Genomic DNA, 18653 nt, shown 5'->3' on the forward strand with positions numbered 1-18653 from the left:
ATATCAGTCTATTGGCAATTGGTGTTGCGGGCCGACGCGATCAAAGATCACCGTGATCATCATCCAGAACAACTGGTCGCCGGCATAGCCCTCGATCCGCCCAAGTTCGACCGGACCGTCCATCAGTACAAACGTCGGAGTAATTCGCGGCGGAGAGTCGAATTCCAGATCGCCGGGTAGCGGAGCGTTCAGGTCGACGCGCCGCAGGGGGGCGGCCTGTCCTTCCCTGGTCTTCGGCCAGATCTCGGCAATCTCGGTGTTCCACCGGGCACACCACACGCACCCCTCCTGCTCGACCATGACCATGGAGAGCTGTGCCCAGGCGGCGCCTGGCATCAGGAGCACCCCGCAGATCGCGAGGATGCGAATGAATCTCATGGGCTGCCTCCGATCGACAGCTGGCTTGACTACATAATATATGAATATAAGTATGAATCTCGCCAGAATGAAAGAGGGTAGCCGGGATGTTCGATGTCAGCGCCGCAGGGGCGCTCTTTGCCGGCCTGCTCTCGTTCGTTTCCCCGTGCATTCTCCCGATGGTGCCGTTCTATCTGTCGTACCTGGCCGGCTCCGGCCTGCACGAGACGGCAAGCGGAACCCCCGTCGCGGCCAGTGTCAGGACGCGGGCAGTCCTGGGCTCCCTGTTCTTCGCCGCCGGAATCGTGACGGTGTTTGTCCTGCTCGGCGCGTCCGCGTCGATGCTCGGGCAGGCCGTGCGCCAGTGGTTCGGACTTCTGCGGTGGGTCGCGGCGGCGATCATCATCGTGATGGGACTCCACTTCCTCGGCGTTGTGCGGATTCCCCTCCTCTATCGCCAGCTGCGGTCGGAGCCCGGCGACGTCCGCAAGCTTTCGCTCGGTGGCGCCTACGTGGTCGGCCTCGCATTCGCTTTCGGCTGGACGCCCTGCGTGGGACCGGTCCTCGCCGCGATCCTCTTCACGGCCGCCGGCACCGAGACGGCAGCACGCGGCGCGTTCCTGCTGCTGGTCTATGGCATCGGCATGACGCTCCCGTTCATCATCGCCGCGATGTTCGTCGGGCCGTTCCTCAGGTTCATGGCGCGGTTTCGACGCCACCTGGGCGCTGTCGAAAAGGTCATGGGCCTGTTCCTTGTCCTGTTCGGCGTCCTGATCGCGACGAACTCGCTCAATCGCATTGGTCAGTGGATGATCGACCATTTCCCGATCTTCATGCGGATCGGCTGATACCGGAGGCTGAAATGAGGCACGTCCTGACCGCTCTTTCCCTTTGCCTGGCCGTGACTGCGGCGGAGGCACAGGAGGTGCCTCACGCGGCCGTGCTGGGCGACGACGGCCTGCACAAGGCGGCCTGGATGCGCGAGACGTTCAAGGATCTCCGCGACGATCTTGCCGAGGCCAACGCGGAAGGCCTGCGCCTGATGGTGATGATCGAGCAGCGCGGCTGCATCTACTGCACCCGCATGCACGAGGAAGTGTATCCCGTGCCCGCCATCGACGCCTATCTGAAAGAACACTATTTCGCCATTCAGCTCAATATGTTCGGGGATGTTCCCGTCACCGACTTCGACGGCACCACCCTCCCGGAGAAGGACATGGTCAAGCGCTGGGGCGTGCTCTTCACCCCCACGACGATGTTCTTTCCGGAGGAGGTTCCCGAGGCTGTCACCGCTCCTGACGCCGCCATCGCCACGATGCCCGGATCCTTCGGGAAGCAGACCTTTCTCAATCTCCTCACCTGGGTGAACGAGAAGGGGTATCTCACTGATGAACCTTTCCAGAAGTACCACGCCCGGATGCTCGAGATCGAGGGGCAGGAGCAGGAGTGACGTCGCCCCGCGGGTAAATCGCATTCAATAACTAAAATATGTTGTTGTGTTGTGATTAGCTTCGAGGCTAACATGTGCGCAAGCGTGGCCACAGCGCGAGCAAGGGAGTTCAGATGAAACCAAGCCTGGCAGTGATCGCCGTGACACTCCTTGCCGCGACGGGTGTTCGCGCCGAGGGTGACGCAGTTTCCCCCGAGGCAGTCGTCTTCGGCGAGCGCGGAAACGTCGAAGAGTCGCTTACGGGTCAGCCCGGTAACCCGGAGGCGGGTGCCGAGGTGATGACAACGAAGGCATCGGGAAACTGCATCGCCTGTCACCAGGTCACCGCCCTCGAGTCCGCCCAGTTTCTCGGGACTGTCGGCCCCTCGCTCGACGGGGTGGCCGACCGGTGGTCCGAGGCCGAACTTCGCGGCATCGTGGCCAACGCCAAGATGGCATTTCCGGATTCGATGATGCCGGCCTTCTACAAGACGACGGGCTTCATCCGGCCCGGAAACGCCTTCACGGGCAAAGCGCCGGATGGACCCCTGCCCCCGCTCCTCACGGGCCAGCAGATCGAGGATGTCGTCGCCTACCTCATGACCCTCCGCGCGCAATAACCCGCGCGCAATGACGGACGACGCACGGAGAAACCCGATGGATTACACCCGCAGACAGACCCTCCTGATGGCGCTCGGCGCCACGGCCGCTGCCTTGGTGCTGCCGCAGGCGGCTCGCGCGGCGATCGACGAGGCGGTTGCCGCCTTCACCGGTGGCGCCGAGATCGGCAGCGAAGGCATCACCCTGACCGCCCCCGAAATCGCCGAGAACGGCAACACCGTCCCGATCGAGGTCGACGCGCCCGGTGCGGTGTCGATCATCGTGCTGGCCGGCGGCAACCCGAGCCCGGGCGTCGTCACGTTCAATTTCGGCCCTCTGGCCGCGGAACAGCGGGCCTCGACCCGCATCCGTCTCGCCACCACGCAGGACGTCCACGCCATCGCGAAACTGGCCGACGGCCGGTTCGTGCAGACCAGCAGTGAAGTGAAGGTCACGATCGGCGGCTGCGGCGGCTGACGGAACAGGAGATAATACGATGGCTGAAAACGTCACACCCCGCGTGCGCGTCCCCAAAACGGCCAAGGCCGGTGAGGCCGTCACGATCAAGAGCCTGATCAGTCACACGATGGAAAGCGGTCAGCGGCGCGACAAGGACGGCAACCTCGTCCCGCGTTCGATCATCAACCGCTTCACGGCTGATTTCAACGGCACCAACGTGATCGACGTCACGATCGAGCCGGCGGTTTCGACGAACCCCTACTTCGAGTTCCAGGCCACGGTGCCCGAGAGCGGCGCATTCGCCTTCACCTGGTACGACGACGACGGGTCGGTCTACAAAGAGAACGTCGAGATCACAGTGGCTTGATCATCAACGCCAGGGAGGAAGAATAATGCGGAGACAACTCCTCGGTGCAATCGCCATGGCGACCGTTTCGGGGCTTTCGCTTGCGGCGGCCGCCCTCGCGGCTGACGAAGACCCCAAGCTTGTGGTCAACGGTGAGATCGAAATGATCACCCGTGCTCCGGCACCGGAGCATGTGCCGAACTTCAGTGAAGTGACGTCGGGCTGGCTCTACCGCACTGAGGAGACGCAGGCATTGCAGATGGATGACTTCGAGAATCCAGGCATGCTGAACGTCGAGCAGGCAATTGCGGACTTCAATGCCCCCGCCGGTCCGGAGGGACAGTCCTGTTCCACCTGCCACGAGTCTCCCGACGTCCTGCGCGGCGTCCGGGCCACTTACCCGAAGTGGGATGAGGAGCACAAAGAGGTCCAGACCGTCGAGATGCAGGTCAACGAATGCGTCACCGAGCGCATGAAGGCGGAGCCCTGGGACTACGACGGCGCGCGCATGGTCAACATGTCGGCGCTGATCGCGTCCGTCTCCCGCGGGATGCCCGTCAACGTCGCAATCGACGGACCCGTGGCGCCGACGTGGGAGAAGGGCAAGGAACTCTACTACACGCGTTTCGGGCAGCTCGAACTGTCCTGCGCCAACTGCCATGAAGACCACTATGGCGACATGATCCGCGCCGACCACCTGAGCCAGGGTCAGATCAACGGCTTCCCCGCCTACCGGCTGCAGAACGCCGGGCTGGTCTCGGTACACAACCGCTTCAAGGGCTGCGTCCGCGACACCCGCGCCGAGACTTTCGCCGTCGGCAGCCCCGAGTTCGTTGCGATCGAACTCTACCTTGCCAGCCGCGGGAACGGACTTTCGGTCGAAGGGCCTTCCGTCCGGCACTGAATGCTGCAGCTTCGCGGAGCGTAACGCCCCGCGAAGCCCTGTTCCGCAATTACGCATTCACAGATATGAATGCTTAAGTTTGAGGGCTGCCTCGCAATGATATCGAGACGCCATTTTCTTCAGGCCGGGCTGGCGACATCCGCTCTCTACGGCGCGTCGAGCTTCGGAAGCTGGTCGCGTCTCGCCGCCCAGCAGCGCCTGACCCAGAGTGACCTGATCGGGACCTCCGGCCCCGGTACCCTCACGGTCATTCACGTCACGGATATCCACGCCCAGACCGTCCCGCTCTGGTTCCGCGAGCCGGAGGTCAACCTTGGCGTCGGCGACGCTGTTGGCAGGCCACCGCATCTGACGGGCGCAGCATTCCGCGCAGAGTTCGGAATCGAAAAAGGGTCCGCTCTCGACTATGCGCTGACCTACGAGGACTTCGTCGCGCTCGGCCGCACCTATGGCCGGATGGGCGGGCTCGATCGCATCGCCACGGTGGTCAAGGCCATCCGCGCAGAGCGGCCCGACGCGCTCCTCCTCGACGGCGGCGACACCTGGCAGGGCTCGCTCCCGGCGCTGAAGACCCAGGGCGCGGACATGGTGAAGCTCTTCCGCGCGCTCGGCACCAACGCGATGACCTCGCACTTCGAGTTCACGCTTGGCATCGACCGGGTGACGGAGATCGTCGAGAACGAGCTCGGCTTCCCGTTCCTGGCCGCGAACGCCTACGATACGACCTGGGACGAACCGGCCTACCCGGCATTCGAGCTTTTCGAGCGCGCCGGCACCAAGGTCGCGGTCATCGGGCAGGCCTTCCCGTACCTGCCGATCGCCAATCCGAAGTGGCTCTTCCCCGACCTCAGCTTCGGGATCCGCAAGGACCGTCTGGCAAGCGTCGTCGACGAGGTGCGCGCCGGGGGCGCCGAGGTCGTCATCCTCCTGTCCCACAACGGCTTCGACGTGGACCGCAAGATCGCCGCGGACGTCCCCGGCATCGACGTGATCCTGACCGGCCACACCCATGACGCCATCCCCGAGCCGGTGCAGGTCGGACAGACCTTCCTGATCGCCTCCGGCTCGCACGGCAAGTTCGTGAGCCGCGTCGACATCGACGTTGACGGCGGGGCCATGAAGGGGCTGACCCACCGCCTCATCCCGATCTTCTCGGATGTGATCGCCCCCGATCCGGAGATGGCGGCACTGGTCGAGGAGACGCGTGCGCCCTTCAAGGCCGAGATGTCCGAAGTGCTCGGCAAGGCCGACGGGCTCCTCTATCGGCGCGGGAACTTCAATGGCACCTGGGACGATCTGATCTGCGATGCGCTTCTGACCGAGCGCGACGCCGAGATCGCGCTCTCTCCCGGTTTCCGCTGGGGCTCCAGCGTGATGCCGGGCGAGGATATCACCCGCGAGCACGTCTTCAACGCCACCGCGATGAGCTATCCGCAGGCCTATCGCACCGAAATGACCGGCGAGACCCTGAAGACGGTGCTCGAGGATGTCGCCGACAATCTCTTCAATCAGGATCCGTACTACCAGCAGGGCGGGGACATGGTCCGCGTCGGCGGCATGGGCTACCGCATCGATATTCACGCAAAGATCGGTGCGCGGCTCAGCGACATGACGCTTCTCTCGACAGGTGAAGCGATCGATCCCACCCGCTCCTACGTCGTCGCCGGCTGGGCCAGCGTCAACGAAGGGACCGAGGGCCCGCCGATCTGGGACGTCGTCGAAGCACACATTCGAAACAAGGGCACGGTCAGCCCCTCGCCCAACACCAGCGTCGTTGTCGCTGGCTGACCTGCGAGCTCAAGGAGACCTTCGCGATGAGCGATGACATGCCTCGCCCCTCCCGTCGCCAGCTCCTGACCGCCGCGCTCGTCGCCGGAGGCGGGATGGCGGCCGGCAGGGCCATGGCGCAGGGGTCGCCAGACCCCGCAATCACCGAGGTGCAGCCCTGGAGGCGCTACCTCGGCGACGGAGTGGATGCGCGACCCTACGGCCATCCCTCGCCGTTCGAGAGCCACGTGGTGCGGCGCAATGTGCCATGGCTGACGGCCGACACCATTTCCTCGATCAACTTCACGCCGCTGCATGAGCTCGACGGCATCATCACCCCGAATGGCCTCTGCTTCGAGCGCCACCACGGCGGCCTCGCCGAGATCGACCCAAGCGCGCACCGCCTGATGATCCATGGCCTGGCGGATCGTCCGCTGGTCCTGACGATGCAGGATCTCATGCGCTTCCCGCGTGAGAACCGCGTCTACTTCCTGGAATGCGCCGCGAACTCCGGCATGGAATGGGCGGGCGCCCAGCTCAACGGCTGTCAGTACACCCACGGCATGATCCACAACGTCATGTACACCGGCGTGCCGCTGCGCCTCCTCCTCAAGGAGGCCGGCGTCAGGAGCTCCGGGACCTGGATCCTGGCGGAGGGTGCTGACGCATCCGGCATGACCCGCTCGATCCCGATCGAGAAGGCGATGGACGACGTGCTCGTCGCCTTCGCGATGAATGGCGAGGCACTTCGCCCGGAACAGGGCTATCCGCTGCGCCTCGTGGTCCCCGGTTGGGAAGGCAACATGTGGATCAAATGGCTGCGCCGGATCGAGGTCGGCGACCAGCCCTGGTACCAGCGGGAGGAGACGTCAAAGTATACCGACCTTCTCCCGAGCGGGCTTGCGCGCAAGTTCACCTTCGAGATGGACGCGAAGTCGGTCATCACCAGCCCCTCACCTCAGGCGCCCATCCAGACCGGACCCGGTCCGGTCGTGCTGACCGGCATCGCATGGTCCGGCCGAGGTACGATCCCCCGCGTCGACGTCACCATCGACGGCGGCATCACGTGGGTGAAGGCGCGGATGTCCGGCCCGAGCCTGGACAAGTCGATCCACCGTTTCTACCACGATTTCGAGTGGGACGGCCGGCCGATGCTGCTGCAGAGCCGCGCGCACGACTCGACCGGATACGTGCAGCCGACCAAGCAGATGCTGCGCGCGATACGTGGCGAGAACTCGATCTATCACAACAATGGCATCCAGACCTGGGCGGTCGATGAAGCCGGGAGGGCTGAGAATGTCGAGATTTCGTAAGCTGCTTCTTCCGGTCCTTTCCCCCGTTCTCTGCGGGGCTGGCCTCGTGGTGGCCGCTTCCGGCGTGGCCGGCTTCGGACTGGTCACCCGCGCGGAGGCCGAGGCGGTCGCCGCGCCTGAGGGTGACTCCGCTGTCACCGCCGCGGCTTCGAGCGGCGCCGCCGTGGTCGGTCGCGAGGGTGGGTACGGGCTGGGCCGCGCAGCTCTCCCCGAAGAGATCGCCGCATGGGATACCGACATCCGTCCGGACGGGGTCGGCCTGCCCGAAGGCTCCGGCGACGTGGCAAGTGGCGAAGAGACGTTCGTCGAGAAATGCGCCGTGTGCCACGGCGACTTCGGCGAGGCTGTCGACCGCTGGCCGCAGCTGGCCGGCGGCTTCGGGTCGCTGACCCACGCCGACCCGGTCAAGACCATCGGTTCCTTCTGGCCCTACCTCTCGACGGTCTGGGACTACGTCCACCGCGCCATGCCCTTCGGCGACGCCCAGTCGCTCACCAATGACGAGGTCTACGGGATCACGGCGTACCTTCTGTATCTCAATGATCAGGTGGACGACGATTTCGTGCTCTCCAAGGCGAACTTCACCGAAGTGGTGATGCCGAATGCCGAAGGCTTCTTCCTGGACGACCGCGCGACGGCCGAACTCCCGCAGTTTTCGGCAGAAGTCTGCATGGAGAACTGCAAGCCATCGGTCGAGATCACCAAGCGCGCCGCAGTCATCGACGTGACGCCGGGCGATTCCAGCGACGACGGGGGCGCCGAGCAGGCAGACCCGGCAAAATGATGCTCTGGCGGCGCTCCAAGCGGCTCCCCGAGGGTAGCTGACACACGGTGGCCTCAAATCCGGCGAAGACAATGATGGTGCCATCGCCTATTTCCGGTCGCAGGGAGATTGACGATGCGCCTGGTCCCGCTCCTGCCGCGTCCGTCCTCCCGGCGGCGGCCGGGGCGGGACGGTTCGAGCCCTGCCCGGGCCACCGTTGCTCCGCTGTCCTACGAAACCCTGGAGAGAACATGATGCGTGCACTCGCGGTCCTTGCCTTCCGTTGCATTGCAAGGCAACCTTAGTCCAATATCACGAACAGGATAGCAGATTCCCTGCCTGTCCTCACTCAACATAAGTAACGGGATTCCCGTGACCGGACGCTTGTCGCCCGTTCAGACGATGCGGATGGCGTCGCCATGATTCGCACTGTGCTGTGGGCTCTGTTCTTCTGTTTGGTCTTCGCTGGCGGGGCGCTGCTGCTCCCTGCCTGCGGACTGCGACCTTGGGGTATCGACGCTTGCCAGACGCCGGCGCCGCCCAGCCCGATTTCTCTCGCGGCCGAGCGCCAGGCGGAGCTCCTGGAGATCCGCAACGATCTGCTTGCGACCGCCAATCTCGCGCCGCAGTGCCGGATAGAGGAGGCCTCCATTCCGGAACCGTCCGAACCGGAACAGACGGCCGACTGCCAGCCGCCGCGGTCCGCGGAAGTGCTGATACTGGTCGATGTGTCGATGAGCATGCGTTGGGACTTCGACGCTGATCCCGCTCTTCTCGCCAAGATGCGCGACACACCTCCCGGTACCGGTCAGGGCGGGCTGGCCGGCATGTTCGCCGACATGGCGCGACAGATGGAGTATGACGCCGCGAGGACGCAGCTCGACAACGGACCCGGCATCGACCGCATCGACCTCGCCCGCAGCGCCTTGGTGGACCTTGGCCGTTCGGTGCCGGCGGACGTGGAGCTCAATCTCCTCAGCTTCGCCGAATGCGGACGCCCACCGCAACAGGAGGGCAGATTTGGATCCGCCAGCCGAGATGGCTACGAATCCGCCGTTCGCGGGCTGGGCCTCCGCGGAAACACGGCGCTCGCGGAAGCGATCGGTGCCGTGCCCAACCTCACACAGGGCGGGCGAGCGTCAGACCAGCCAGTGAACGTCGTGATCCTGTCGGACGGGGAGGACAATTGCAGCGGCGACCCTTGCGCTGCCGCAAGGGCGCTCAAGGCCAACCTGCCCTATGCCAGCGTCAGCGTGATTTCGATGGCGGAGGCGGCAAACGCCAACGCCTGCATCGCCGACGGTGCCGACGGCAGCTTCTTCCGCATAACCGACATCGAGGACCTCACCCGACGGCTGCGTCAGGCGAGCGGGCTCCTGTCGGCGGAAGAGTGCGCTGCTCTGCCCGCATCCGAAGGCCCCGAGGGGAAGGATTCTAATCGATGACCACTCTCCCCCCCTCCCCGCCACCGCCGCCGCCCGGGCGGCCCTGGCTGGCACCTGCGATCGCCAGCGCCATCGCGGCCGTCGGTCTCCTTGCCCTGCTGATCCCCGGGGTGCTCCGCTTCCCCATGGCCGCCGTGCCGGAGGAGCCGGTCGCGCTCGCCGCGCTCGAGGAGGGCAATCGCACGCTGGAGTCCGAAATCGCGAGGCTCCGTGGCGCGACCGACGGTGGCGTCTGCGTCTATGACGGCGGGTTCTACCCCTCGTCGGTCCAGGAAGCCGTCGGCCCACCGGCAGCCGACTCCCGCCTCGATCTTCTGCCACCCCCGCCCGCCACGCTGCGCCCGACGCCCGATGCGCTGCCGCCGGCCGACGCCAAGGGCAGCGACCAGCAGGGGGATTCCCTTGGCTTCGACGGCACAATTGACGAACTGCTGAAGCGCAGCAGCGTGCTGATCCTGCGCCCGGAAGGGGACAGCCTCGGTTCGGGTACCGGCCTCTTCGTCACGAACGACACGATCCTGACCAATTCCCATGTGGTCGGCGAGGCGGACGAAGTTCTCGTGACCAACGAACTGATCGGCGAGGCACTTCCGGGAAAGGTGCTCGTCCGGACCGGCTTCGGCGACGCCGCAGGCTCGGGGACCGACTTCGCTCTCGTCCGCGTTCCCGCGGCCGTCGAGACGGCGCTGCCCCTGAGCTTCGCCCCCGCTCAACGCACTCAGCAGGTCTATGCGAGCGGCTACCCGACCTTCTTCGTCGAGGCCGAGGTGGCCGCCTACGCCCAGGCCATCACCGGCGGCACGCCAGCTCCCCCGCCGGCGGGAGTCGTGACGAACGGTATCGTCACCACGGTCCAGGATGCCAGCGACGTCACCCATGTGCTCCATACCGCGGGCCTCTCGCCCGGCAACAGCGGCGGCCCACTGGTCGATCTCTGTGGTCGTGTCGTCGGCATCAACACGTTCATCACCCAGTCGAACGACGAGCAGTTCGTGCACGGCGACTATGCGCTGTCGAGCGAGGACATCGTGGCCTTCCTCCAGGCAAACGGCCTCGCACCCCAGATGTCGGCCGACGCCTGCGCCCCGGAGCGCGTCGCGGCCTCCGCCGGAAAGTAGGAGCCTGGTCATGATGCGCCGGTTCCTCGGTGAGACGAAGCTCGACGGCTTCCGCGTCCTGAGCGTGGGACAGCACCGCGTCTACGATTCCTGGGACCAGGTCCACGCGTACCTTCTTGGCACGCTCGGCAGCTCGCACGCGGCCCTCTTTGCCGAACCGCGCACTGGCGGCGGCGTCGTCTCATGGATGGCCACGACCGAGGCCGACCCGGTTTCCGTCTCCACGCTTGCCGAGAAGGACCGGATCGCCGCGCTCGACCGCCTGCGCGGTCTGATGGACGACATCGCGGCCGACGCCGACGCCAAGGCCGCCAGTCCGAAGATGGAGGATCAGCGCTGGGCGGCGCTGCTGCAGGCCATTCTCACGGTGCCTTCGACCGTCGACATCGCGGACATCCTCTATGTGGCCGACAAGCAGCCGGTCCTGGTCCAGTGGGGCACGCGCGATGAGAACCGCACCGCCGAGACCGGCATGCTCCGCGACAAGATCGTCACCGCGCTCGACAACACGCGCCGGGCCGTGCCACCGACGAGCGCCCCCACCCCCGCAAGCGTGGCGCCTCCAGCTAGCGTCGCGTCCCTGCCTCCCTCGCAGCACGGGATCGCCGGGATCTTGGCCCCGCTCCTCTGGCTGCTTTTCCTTGCACTGCTCGCCGCGATCTACTGGCGCCTGCTGCTCGCCTGCAGCGTCGTGCTGCCAGGCAGCGCGTTCGGCATCTGCGAGGCACCCGCGCTCGCGCAGGCCGCCGCCGTCGGGCAGCGCGCCGACCTCGAACGCCATCTCGACGCCCTCCGCAGTCAGATCGCACATGCCCCGCAATGCCGGATCGAGACTGCCATGGCACCCGCACAGCCTGACTTGGCGCCGACGGTGACACCCGTCCCTTCGCGGCCCGACCCTGCACAGACGCCGATACCCGCTCCCGAGCGGACCGACCTCGACAGCGCGCGCGAGCGCGCCGGTGGCAAGGTGGGTGACGTCACGATCACGCTTCTCTGGAACGGCCACTCCGACCTCGACCTCCAGATCACCTGCCCCGACAACCAGACCCTCTCCAGCTGGAGGCCGCTGGCCTGCGGCGGCGAAGTCGATGTCGACGCCAACCGCTGCAACGCGCGCGAGGGTGCGGTCTGTGTCCGCTACATGAGCACTCCCAGCCAGCGCCCCGTCGAGAACGCCTTCCTGCTCCGCGATGATGCGCTTCCCGGCAGCTACCGGGTCGATGTCCGCCACTTCGCCTCTGCCAGCGAGGCACCCGATGCCTCCGTCCCGTTCGCGATGCAGATCCGTCAGGGCGAGGACGTCCAGACCCTCCGCGGTGCGGTTGGTCCTGACGAGGTCGCGCGGATGACCACCTTCACGCTCCAATAGAGAGAACCCGCGTGCTCAAGACCCTCATCGAGTTCAAGCCGGGCGAAACGGTATCCCTGATCCCGAACTCGGGGGTTCAGTTCATGGATTTCGGCTTCGATGCCGCCGCCGTCGACTCCCTTTCGCGCAAGTTCGCCTTCGCCGACGACGAAACCCCAGGCATGGTCTGCATCTTCCCGTTGCAGGTCGGCGCAGACCAGGAGGTTTTCTACACCGTCCCCGGCCAGACCCGGCCGATCGAGCCCGACGATGACCAGATCTTCGGCATGAAGGCGGTCGACGCCCTCGCCCGCTACGACCGGCTGTGGTTGCCATTCCCGTTCTTCCGGCGCACTGGAAGCAGTTTCGACGACGGCCCGACGACGTGGGCCCGGATCAAGGTGGCCGCCCTCGACACCCCCGACGAGGCCGGCCGCACCCACCGCGTCGTCCTCGCCTTCGACACGCTGCTCACGCCGCGCCAGGCGGGCCAGCCGTACACGGCACCCGAGGACGACGGCGACGCGAGGGATCGGGTCTTCTTCGGCTTCTGCTCCGAACACGACCGCAACACGGCCTTCATGGCTCGGCCATGGGTCGCCGGCTGGCTGCGTGACCAGTATGCGATCGGACTGCGCCGGATGGAGAAAAAACCCACCAGGCCCGGCGAACACTGGGCGGCCTACATGGTCCTGCTCGATGCCATCGCCAGCACTTGCCAGATCCCGTCGGTGGAGCTCACCGATATCTTCTCGCAGTTCAGTCGTCGCGATCCGGTCGGCGTCAGCCTTGTTCTCGACATCGGCAACAGCCGCATGTGCGGCGTGCTGGTCGAAGATGCGTCGACCACCGCCTACGCCGATGTCTCGCAAACCTACCGGCTCGAACTGCGCGACCTCAGCCGGGTCGAGTATGTCTATTCCGAGCCGTTCGAGAGCCGGATCGAGTTCGCGTCCGTGGATTTCGGCCCGATCACCCACGCCAGCGCCTCGAACCGGACCAAGCGGGAGGCCTTCTGGTGGCCGAGCCCGGTGCGGGTCGGCCCGGAAGCTGCCTGGCTCGCGGCCAAGACCGACGGAACGGAGGGTGCGAGCGGCCTGTCGAGCCCGAAACGCTATCTCTGGGACGGAGAGGCCCGCATCCAGCCCTGGACCAACAACAGCTCCAATCTCGCCGAGCCGGAGGAAATCCGCGGGCCGATGATCGCGCGCCTGACCGAGGACGGTACCGTCATGTCGCGCAAGAAGGGCTCCCTGCCCGGCATGATGCGCCGGTACTCCCGCTCGTCGCTCTACACGCTGATGCTGGGCGAACTGCTGATCCAGGCCTCGACGCAGATCAATTCGGTGGACGTCCGCAAGAACCGGCCGAACTCCGCCTCGCCGCGGACGCTGAAACAGATCGTCCTGACGCTCCCGACCGCCACGCCCCTCGCCGAGCAGCGGATGATGCGCGAACGCATCGCGGCGGCAGTCGATCTCGTCTGGGACGTCATGGGGTGGAACGGCGCGACTCCCGTTCCGAAACCCGCGATACGTCTCGACTTCGACGAGGCAACCTGCACCCATCTCGTCTGGCTTTTCAACGAGATCCAGCACAAGTTTCATGGGACGCCGAGGGAGTTCCTGGACCTCGCCGCAGGCAATCGCCGCAGCGAGGACGGCCGCTCGGCGCTGCGTGTCGCCAGCATCGACATCGGCGGCGGCACCACCGATCTCATGATCATGCGCCACGAGATCAAGCCCGGCACCGATACCGTGGTCGAGCCGGTGCAGGTGTTCCGCGAAGGCTTCCGGCTCGCCGGCGACGACATCCTGAAGGAGCTCGTCGAGAACTGCCTGCTGCGCGATCTCGGCGATGCCATGGCCGGGGCCGGGATCGAGGCTCCGCGCGATCTGCTGTCGGAACTCTTCGGTGGCGATCGCGAGGCGATGAGCCAGAGCGAGCGCACGATGCGCGGCCAACTCGTCGCCCAGGTCTTCGCCCAGGCAGCGGTAGGCTTGCTGCGGCGCTACGAGCGCGGCGACACCGCGACGGATGGCCCGGCAACACTCCGGGAGCTGCTGTCCGGCGTGGAGGTGGTGGCGACCCCGGCCATCGAACACTTCCAGGCGACGCTGCGCCTGCGCCGGGGAGTTGACTACGACCTCCTCGCAACCCCCATCGCCATGGACCCCGACCTGATCGAGCGGCTGATCGACGGCCTGATCGGACCGATGATCCGCGATCTCTGCGATCTGGTGCGGGCGCACGACTGCGACGTGCTGCTCATCTCAGGGCGGCCCTCGCAGTATGCGATCGTGCGACGGCTCATCCGGTCCGCCATGCCGGTTTCCGCCAACCGCATCATCCCAATGGGCAGCTACCGCGTCGGCAACTGGTATCCGTTCCGCTCCAGCGACTTCCGCATCTTCGACCCGAAAACCACGGCCGTCGTCGGCGCGATGCTCTGCCACACGCTCAGCCGCGCGGTCGGCAATCTCACGCTGCGGACCCAGGGCATGAAGATGCGCTCCACCGCCCGCTACATCGGCGCCATGTCCGACACCGGGCAGATCCGCGCCGAGAACGTGCGCCTCGAGAACGTCGATCTCGACACCGGCAAGGGCATCAACACCTTCACCCTCGTGCTGGGCAGCCCGACCTTCATCGGCTTCCGGCAGCTGCCGATCCCGCGCTGGCGTTCCACGCCACTTTACTACGTCGGGTTCAAGAACCCCGACCTCGTCGACAAGCTGAATCTGCCGCTGCACGTCACCTTCGAGCGTCAGGAAGCACTCCGTGAGGGCGAGGAGCAGCACATGATGGAAGATTTCAAGATCTCCGAGGTTCGCGATTCAGAAAAGCAGGACCTCACCGGTGCCGTGACCTGCCGGCTTCAGACGATGCTGATCGAAAGTCAGGCGGAGGCCGGCTACTGGCTCGACACCGGAGTCCTCCAGGTGCACCTCGATCCTGCGGGAGCGCGCGCATGACGACCGAGGCCACACCCTTCCTGCGGGACAAGGACCGTGCCCTCGGCGACGCCTGCCGCCAGGCGGCGACGGCCGCGATCGAGGCTGTCGACTGGCTCGCGGAGAACCGCGACCCGAGTGCCAAGATCACGATTCTGCAGAAGCAGCTCCGCCGTCATGCCGTCGACGCCCGCCGCCTCGCGGTGGCCGCCGAGCGGCCGATGTCGGTCGGCGTCTTCGGCGCGAGCCAGATGGGCAAGTCATTCCTCATCGGCAAGCTCATCACCCCGCCGGGCCGCGCCGTGAAGGTGGTGTTCGGCAGCGGCGACGAGGCCGTGCGTCAGGACTTTCTCGAACAGGTGAACCCTGCCGGAGGTGACGAGACCACCGGTCTCGTCACCCGCTTCTCGCTGCGTTCCCGCAAGACCCCACCGGGCTATCCGGTGGTGCTCCGGACGCTGCGCGAGGTCGACATCGTCAAGATCCTTGCGAACAGCTTCCAGTTCGATCTCAAGGGCCAGTATCGCCTCCAGGTCGGCCCGGACGAAGAGGCCGACATCGAGAGCCGCGTCCCGACCGACGAGTCGATCACCGCGCTCGCCGCCGCGCTCGGTCCGCTGCGCGCCGCTAAGCCCCAGCCCGGCTTCGCGCTGGAAGTGGTGTTCGAACTTCGCGAATACATTCAGCGCAACGTGCGTGACCACCTGATGGCCGGCGAGATCGGCGAGGCATACTGGACGTTTCTCGAAGAGACTCTGCCCTTCCTCGATGTGTCCGGCCGCGTCCGCGCCCTGTCGTTGCTCTGGGCCGACATCGAGGAGTTCAACGAGCTCTACCTTACGCTCAAGCGCGCCCTCGACCAGCTCGGGCACCCGTCCGAAGTCTTCACCTCGCTCAGCGCCCTCGCCGACCGCGCACGTGGCGTGCTGCACGTGGATGCGCTCCAGGATCTCGACGCGACCGGCGCCGTACCACAGCTCAACGTCCTTTCCGAAGTGCCCGGTGGCGGGCTCATCACTCTGCCGGTCGCCGTCGCGAGCGCCCTTACCGCCGAGCTCTTCGTGACCCTCGAGGAAGCGCCGTGGGAATTCCTCACCCATACCGATCTCCTTGACTTCCCCGGCGCGCGCTCCCGCGGTCGCAAGTCGGTCTGGGAGGTGCTGCGCAAGCCCGAGGAGCAGGGCAAACACCCGCGCTCGCAGTGTTTCCGCCGTGGCAAGGTCGCCGTGCTGTTCGACAACTACGCCGACGATCTCGACCTGAACGCGATGCTGCTCTGCAAGGACCACGGCAACCAGGAGGTGGCCGAGCTCGGCGATCTCGTGCTCGGCTGGATCCGGCGAACCCACGGCGCCAGCCCCGAGCAGCGCCGTGGAAAGCCGCCCGCGCTCTTCTTCTGCATGACCAAGTGCGATATCATGCTCGGGCGGACCACCGGCAACGACGATCCGGTGCAGAAGCGCTTTGACAACAATCTCCGCAAGTCGTTCGGCGGCGGCTGGATCACGGAATGGACCCCGGGCCAGCCGTTCCGCAACGTCTTCATGCTGCGCAATCCGGGTGTGGAAAACGCCGGCTTCTTCACGTACGCCCCCGCCGCCCCCGGCAAGGAGGTCGGCGAGGAAATCGGCTATGCCGACGAGTTCTCCGAGCGGCTCACGTCGAGCCTCCGTCCGCGCTACCTCGCCGACGATCTCGTGCGCGCCCACGTCGAAGACCCGGAGCTGAAGTTCGACGCCCTTCTCGCTCTCAACGATGGCGGCAGCACGCTTCTCGCCGAGCGCCTCGCGCCGATCTGCAACCCCGACCTCAAGTACGACCAGATCGCCAGCCGCGCAGAGGAAGTGCGAACCGCGCTCCAGAAATCTCTGATCGATTTCTACGAGTCCGGCGACATCGGCAAACGCGTGGCCGAGCGCGTCGGCCGGATGGAGACGCTCGTGCGGGCTCTCGACGCGCATGGCACGGAGATCGGCCCCTTCATTGCCGACTTCCAGGTCGATGAGCCATTGATCGAGGCGGCCTATCTCGCTGACCGCCGCGGGGCCGGACAGTCCGCCGCCAAGGCCGGCACCAGCAGCATCTTCGCCGCCTTCGAGAATGAGGAAGAGGACGAGGCGTCCGGCTTTGGCGCCACCGTGCTCGACCGATGGGCGAGCAACCTCTCGGAGCGCGTGCCGGGTAGCCCGTGGTGCATCCGCCTCGACATCGACGAGGAAGTCCTGCGCGCCTTCGTCAACGAGATCGTCGGCAGCGCCGACCGCCTCGGCACGGCCCGGCGGCTCGAGGAGCGGCTCGACGCCTTCACCCTGAACTCGCTCCAGCTCAGCGCCGCCGCGCGCAGGGTCTCGATCTTCGGCGCGCTCACCCTCAACGATCTCGTCAGCTACCCCGGCGGCCGCTCCGAGCCCTCGAATGCCGGTCGCTTCGTCCGGCTCGTCCCGCCTGGTCCCGGCGAGCCCTGTGACTTGCCCGAGAACCCGCGAGCGCTCGACCGCCTGCGCAAGCTCTACTTCCTCGACTGGATGCGCGCGCTGCTGGACCTCGCCCGGGACAATGCCAGCACCGGCCAGGCGGGCGGCATCAACGTGGCAGCAAACGAAAAACTCGGGCGCATTCTCGCCCGTCTGGGGGAGGTTCCGCAATGAAGCCGACCGCGATCGCACTTCGCGACGTTGACTCGCTCGCGGGTGGACGAGCCGAACTCAGGATCGATCGGCCGGAGTTCCTGCCAGCGCAGATCTCGATCTCGATCCGCCGCGGCACCACCAAACTTGCCTTCCTCGGCCCCGACGGCTGGCAGCAGGCCGAACATCTGTTCCGCGCCGAATCCTTCGCCGAGACCGAAACCGGCCTCACCGTGATCGTCGGACCTGCTGTCGTCGATAACGCGCTGCGCGACGACGACATCCTCGCCATGACATTCCCCGAGGTCGGAATGACGGGCCAGGTCGTCTGGCGCGACATCACCCGCACGATCGAACTCGTCCCTGTTCCGCTCACCAGGGAGGAGCCGCGGGAGGAGCCGAGGAACGGGTCGGCGACCGTGATCACCAAGGAGGAAGAGACCCGGCCACCGAAAGAGGTCGATACGGACCCACCGGAAGAGGACTCGATCCAGCGGGAAGAGCCGGGAGCGGAGACAGACCCGCCGGAAGAGGAGCCGCCGGTCGTGGTGAACCCTCCACGGGAAGATCGGCCCCTGCCCCGCCCGTGGCCCATCCTGCCGATCGCACTGGTCCTGCTGTTGCTCGCTGCTGGCGCGGGCGGTTACTACTGGTACGCGCAATCGACCGAGGAAGTGGCCGCTGTCGAGCCTGCCCCGGCGGTCGACCCCGCCCCCGAAGCAACCAAACCGGAACCCGCGCCCGAACCAGAACCGGCGCCCGAACCCGTGCCCGCGCCGGAACCAGCGCCCACCCCGGCGCCCGTACCGGCACCCGAGCCTGCTCCCGCCCCGGCGCCGGCTCCGGCGTCGCCGCCAACGCCGGCCGAAGCGCATCAGGCCGGCCTCGACGCCCTCGCCGCGGGTGACTGCGCCGGCGCCATCGCTGCCTTCGCACCCGCGCGGGCAGCCGACTACGGCCCGACCCTGCTCACCTTCGCCGAGGCCCAAGATTCGGTCGACTTCAACGCCTGCCTCTTCGAGACGCAAAACGACATTCGCGCGCTCACCAACTACCAGGCGGCCTGCGCGGCCGGCCTGCCAGAAGCGAAGCCCGCGCTCCTGACGCTTGCTGACGAACTGAAGCGCCGGGCCGATCAGGGCGACTCCACCGCCGTCGACGTCCTGCGCATCGCGATGCCGAAGGCGCTCGCGGCCTGTGGCGGCTGAGGGAGAAAACGG

16 protein-coding genes are annotated in these 18653 nt (G+C 66.4%); 15 read left to right on the forward strand and 1 reads right to left on the reverse strand.

Going from position 1 to position 18653, the window contains the following annotated elements; translation table 11 throughout:
• Nucleotides 1–3 precede the first annotated feature (3 nt).
• Nucleotides 4–378 carry a thioredoxin domain-containing protein gene (locus tag HNP73_RS13570; RefSeq protein WP_184150275.1) on the reverse strand — a complete coding sequence of 125 codons (375 nt, stop codon included), beginning with the start codon at nucleotides 376–378 and terminating at the stop codon, nucleotides 4–6.
• Between the two features lie 86 nt (nucleotides 379–464).
• Between HNP73_RS13570 and HNP73_RS13575 the strand changes: the two genes are divergently transcribed.
• From HNP73_RS13575 to HNP73_RS13645, 15 genes are all read left to right on the forward strand, one after another.
• The gene (locus HNP73_RS13575) at nucleotides 465–1205 is read left to right on the forward strand and encodes a cytochrome c biogenesis CcdA family protein (protein ID WP_184150278.1); all 741 of its coding nucleotides are present in this window, start codon (nucleotides 465–467) and stop codon (nucleotides 1203–1205) included.
• A gap of 14 nt (nucleotides 1206–1219) precedes the next feature.
• Nucleotides 1220–1807, forward strand: a complete 588-nt coding sequence (locus tag HNP73_RS13580; RefSeq protein ID WP_184150281.1) for a thioredoxin family protein — start codon at nucleotides 1220–1222, stop codon at nucleotides 1805–1807.
• 113 nt (nucleotides 1808–1920) lie between these two features.
• Nucleotides 1921–2406, forward strand: a complete 486-nt coding sequence (soxX, locus tag HNP73_RS13585) for a sulfur oxidation c-type cytochrome SoxX (RefSeq protein WP_184150284.1) — start codon at nucleotides 1921–1923, stop codon at nucleotides 2404–2406.
• 37 nt (nucleotides 2407–2443) lie between these two features.
• Nucleotides 2444–2863: a thiosulfate oxidation carrier protein SoxY gene (soxY, locus tag HNP73_RS13590; protein ID WP_184150287.1), complete on the forward strand. Its 420-nt coding sequence runs from the start codon at nucleotides 2444–2446 to the stop codon at nucleotides 2861–2863.
• Between the two features lie 19 nt (nucleotides 2864–2882).
• The gene (gene soxZ / locus HNP73_RS13595) at nucleotides 2883–3212 is read left to right on the forward strand and encodes a thiosulfate oxidation carrier complex protein SoxZ (RefSeq protein ID WP_184150290.1); all 330 of its coding nucleotides are present in this window, start codon (nucleotides 2883–2885) and stop codon (nucleotides 3210–3212) included.
• Nucleotides 3213–3237: 25 nt separating this feature from the next.
• Nucleotides 3238–4095, forward strand: coding sequence for a sulfur oxidation c-type cytochrome SoxA (gene soxA / locus HNP73_RS13600; protein ID WP_184150292.1), 858 nt, complete (start codon nucleotides 3238–3240; stop codon nucleotides 4093–4095).
• A gap of 96 nt (nucleotides 4096–4191) precedes the next feature.
• A complete protein-coding gene (soxB, locus tag HNP73_RS13605; protein WP_184150294.1) occupies nucleotides 4192–5883 on the forward strand; it encodes a thiosulfohydrolase SoxB in 1692 nt (563 codons plus the stop codon).
• Nucleotides 5884–5909: 26 nt separating this feature from the next.
• The gene (gene soxC, locus HNP73_RS13610) at nucleotides 5910–7175 is read left to right on the forward strand and encodes a sulfite dehydrogenase (protein ID WP_184150296.1); all 1266 of its coding nucleotides are present in this window, start codon (nucleotides 5910–5912) and stop codon (nucleotides 7173–7175) included.
• Complete coding sequence (locus HNP73_RS13615; RefSeq protein ID WP_184150298.1) at nucleotides 7159–7959, forward strand: c-type cytochrome; 801 nt, start codon at nucleotides 7159–7161, stop codon at nucleotides 7957–7959. The genes soxC and HNP73_RS13615 overlap by 17 nt, the downstream gene beginning before the upstream one ends.
• A gap of 398 nt (nucleotides 7960–8357) precedes the next feature.
• Nucleotides 8358–9383, forward strand: a complete 1026-nt coding sequence (locus HNP73_RS13620) for a vWA domain-containing protein (protein WP_184150299.1) — start codon at nucleotides 8358–8360, stop codon at nucleotides 9381–9383.
• Entirely contained in the window at nucleotides 9380–10501 is a 1122-nt protein-coding gene (locus HNP73_RS13625; RefSeq protein WP_184150301.1) for a trypsin-like peptidase domain-containing protein, read from the forward strand. Before HNP73_RS13620 ends, HNP73_RS13625 begins: the two co-directional genes overlap by 4 nt.
• A 10-nt stretch (nucleotides 10502–10511) precedes the next feature.
• On the forward strand, nucleotides 10512–11873 hold the full coding sequence (locus tag HNP73_RS13630) for a hypothetical protein (RefSeq protein WP_184150304.1): 1362 nt from the start codon (nucleotides 10512–10514) through the stop codon (nucleotides 11871–11873).
• 11 nt (nucleotides 11874–11884) lie between these two features.
• On the forward strand, nucleotides 11885–14827 hold the full coding sequence (locus HNP73_RS13635; RefSeq protein ID WP_184150307.1) for a virulence factor SrfB: 2943 nt from the start codon (nucleotides 11885–11887) through the stop codon (nucleotides 14825–14827).
• On the forward strand, nucleotides 14824–17454 hold the full coding sequence (locus tag HNP73_RS13640) for a virulence factor SrfC family protein (protein ID WP_184150310.1): 2631 nt from the start codon (nucleotides 14824–14826) through the stop codon (nucleotides 17452–17454). Before HNP73_RS13635 ends, HNP73_RS13640 begins: the two co-directional genes overlap by 4 nt.
• Nucleotides 17451–18641: a hypothetical protein gene (locus HNP73_RS13645; RefSeq protein WP_184150313.1), complete on the forward strand. Its 1191-nt coding sequence runs from the start codon at nucleotides 17451–17453 to the stop codon at nucleotides 18639–18641. The genes HNP73_RS13640 and HNP73_RS13645 overlap by 4 nt, the downstream gene beginning before the upstream one ends.
• The last annotated feature ends 12 nt before the right edge of the window (nucleotides 18642–18653 follow it).

This window comes from Amaricoccus macauensis, from assembly GCF_014201905.1.
Classification (GTDB): Bacteria; Pseudomonadota; Alphaproteobacteria; order Rhodobacterales; family Rhodobacteraceae; genus Amaricoccus; species Amaricoccus macauensis.

What these genes read in the sequence shown, in the direction of transcription:
- HNP73_RS13570 (WP_184150275.1), bottom strand. Translation starts at nt 378, where the DNA reads ATGAGATTCATTCGCATCCTCGCGATCTGCGGGGTGCTCCTGATGCCA.
- HNP73_RS13575 (WP_184150278.1), top strand. Translation starts at nt 465, where the DNA reads ATGTTCGATGTCAGCGCCGCAGGGGCGCTCTTTGCCGGCCTGCTCTCG.
- HNP73_RS13580 (WP_184150281.1), top strand. Translation starts at nt 1,220, where the DNA reads ATGAGGCACGTCCTGACCGCTCTTTCCCTTTGCCTGGCCGTGACTGCG.
- soxX (WP_184150284.1), top strand. Translation starts at nt 1,921, where the DNA reads ATGAAACCAAGCCTGGCAGTGATCGCCGTGACACTCCTTGCCGCGACG.
- soxY (WP_184150287.1), top strand. Translation starts at nt 2,444, where the DNA reads ATGGATTACACCCGCAGACAGACCCTCCTGATGGCGCTCGGCGCCACG.
- soxZ (WP_184150290.1), top strand. Translation starts at nt 2,883, where the DNA reads ATGGCTGAAAACGTCACACCCCGCGTGCGCGTCCCCAAAACGGCCAAG.
- soxA (WP_184150292.1), top strand. Translation starts at nt 3,238, where the DNA reads ATGCGGAGACAACTCCTCGGTGCAATCGCCATGGCGACCGTTTCGGGG.
- soxB (WP_184150294.1), top strand. Translation starts at nt 4,192, where the DNA reads ATGATATCGAGACGCCATTTTCTTCAGGCCGGGCTGGCGACATCCGCT.
- soxC (WP_184150296.1), top strand. Translation starts at nt 5,910, where the DNA reads ATGAGCGATGACATGCCTCGCCCCTCCCGTCGCCAGCTCCTGACCGCC.
- HNP73_RS13615 (WP_184150298.1), top strand. Translation starts at nt 7,159, where the DNA reads ATGTCGAGATTTCGTAAGCTGCTTCTTCCGGTCCTTTCCCCCGTTCTC.
- HNP73_RS13620 (WP_184150299.1), top strand. Translation starts at nt 8,358, where the DNA reads ATGATTCGCACTGTGCTGTGGGCTCTGTTCTTCTGTTTGGTCTTCGCT.
- HNP73_RS13625 (WP_184150301.1), top strand. Translation starts at nt 9,380, where the DNA reads ATGACCACTCTCCCCCCCTCCCCGCCACCGCCGCCGCCCGGGCGGCCC.
- HNP73_RS13630 (WP_184150304.1), top strand. Translation starts at nt 10,512, where the DNA reads ATGATGCGCCGGTTCCTCGGTGAGACGAAGCTCGACGGCTTCCGCGTC.
- HNP73_RS13640 (WP_184150310.1), top strand. Translation starts at nt 14,824, where the DNA reads ATGACGACCGAGGCCACACCCTTCCTGCGGGACAAGGACCGTGCCCTC.
- HNP73_RS13645 (WP_184150313.1), top strand. Translation starts at nt 17,451, where the DNA reads ATGAAGCCGACCGCGATCGCACTTCGCGACGTTGACTCGCTCGCGGGT.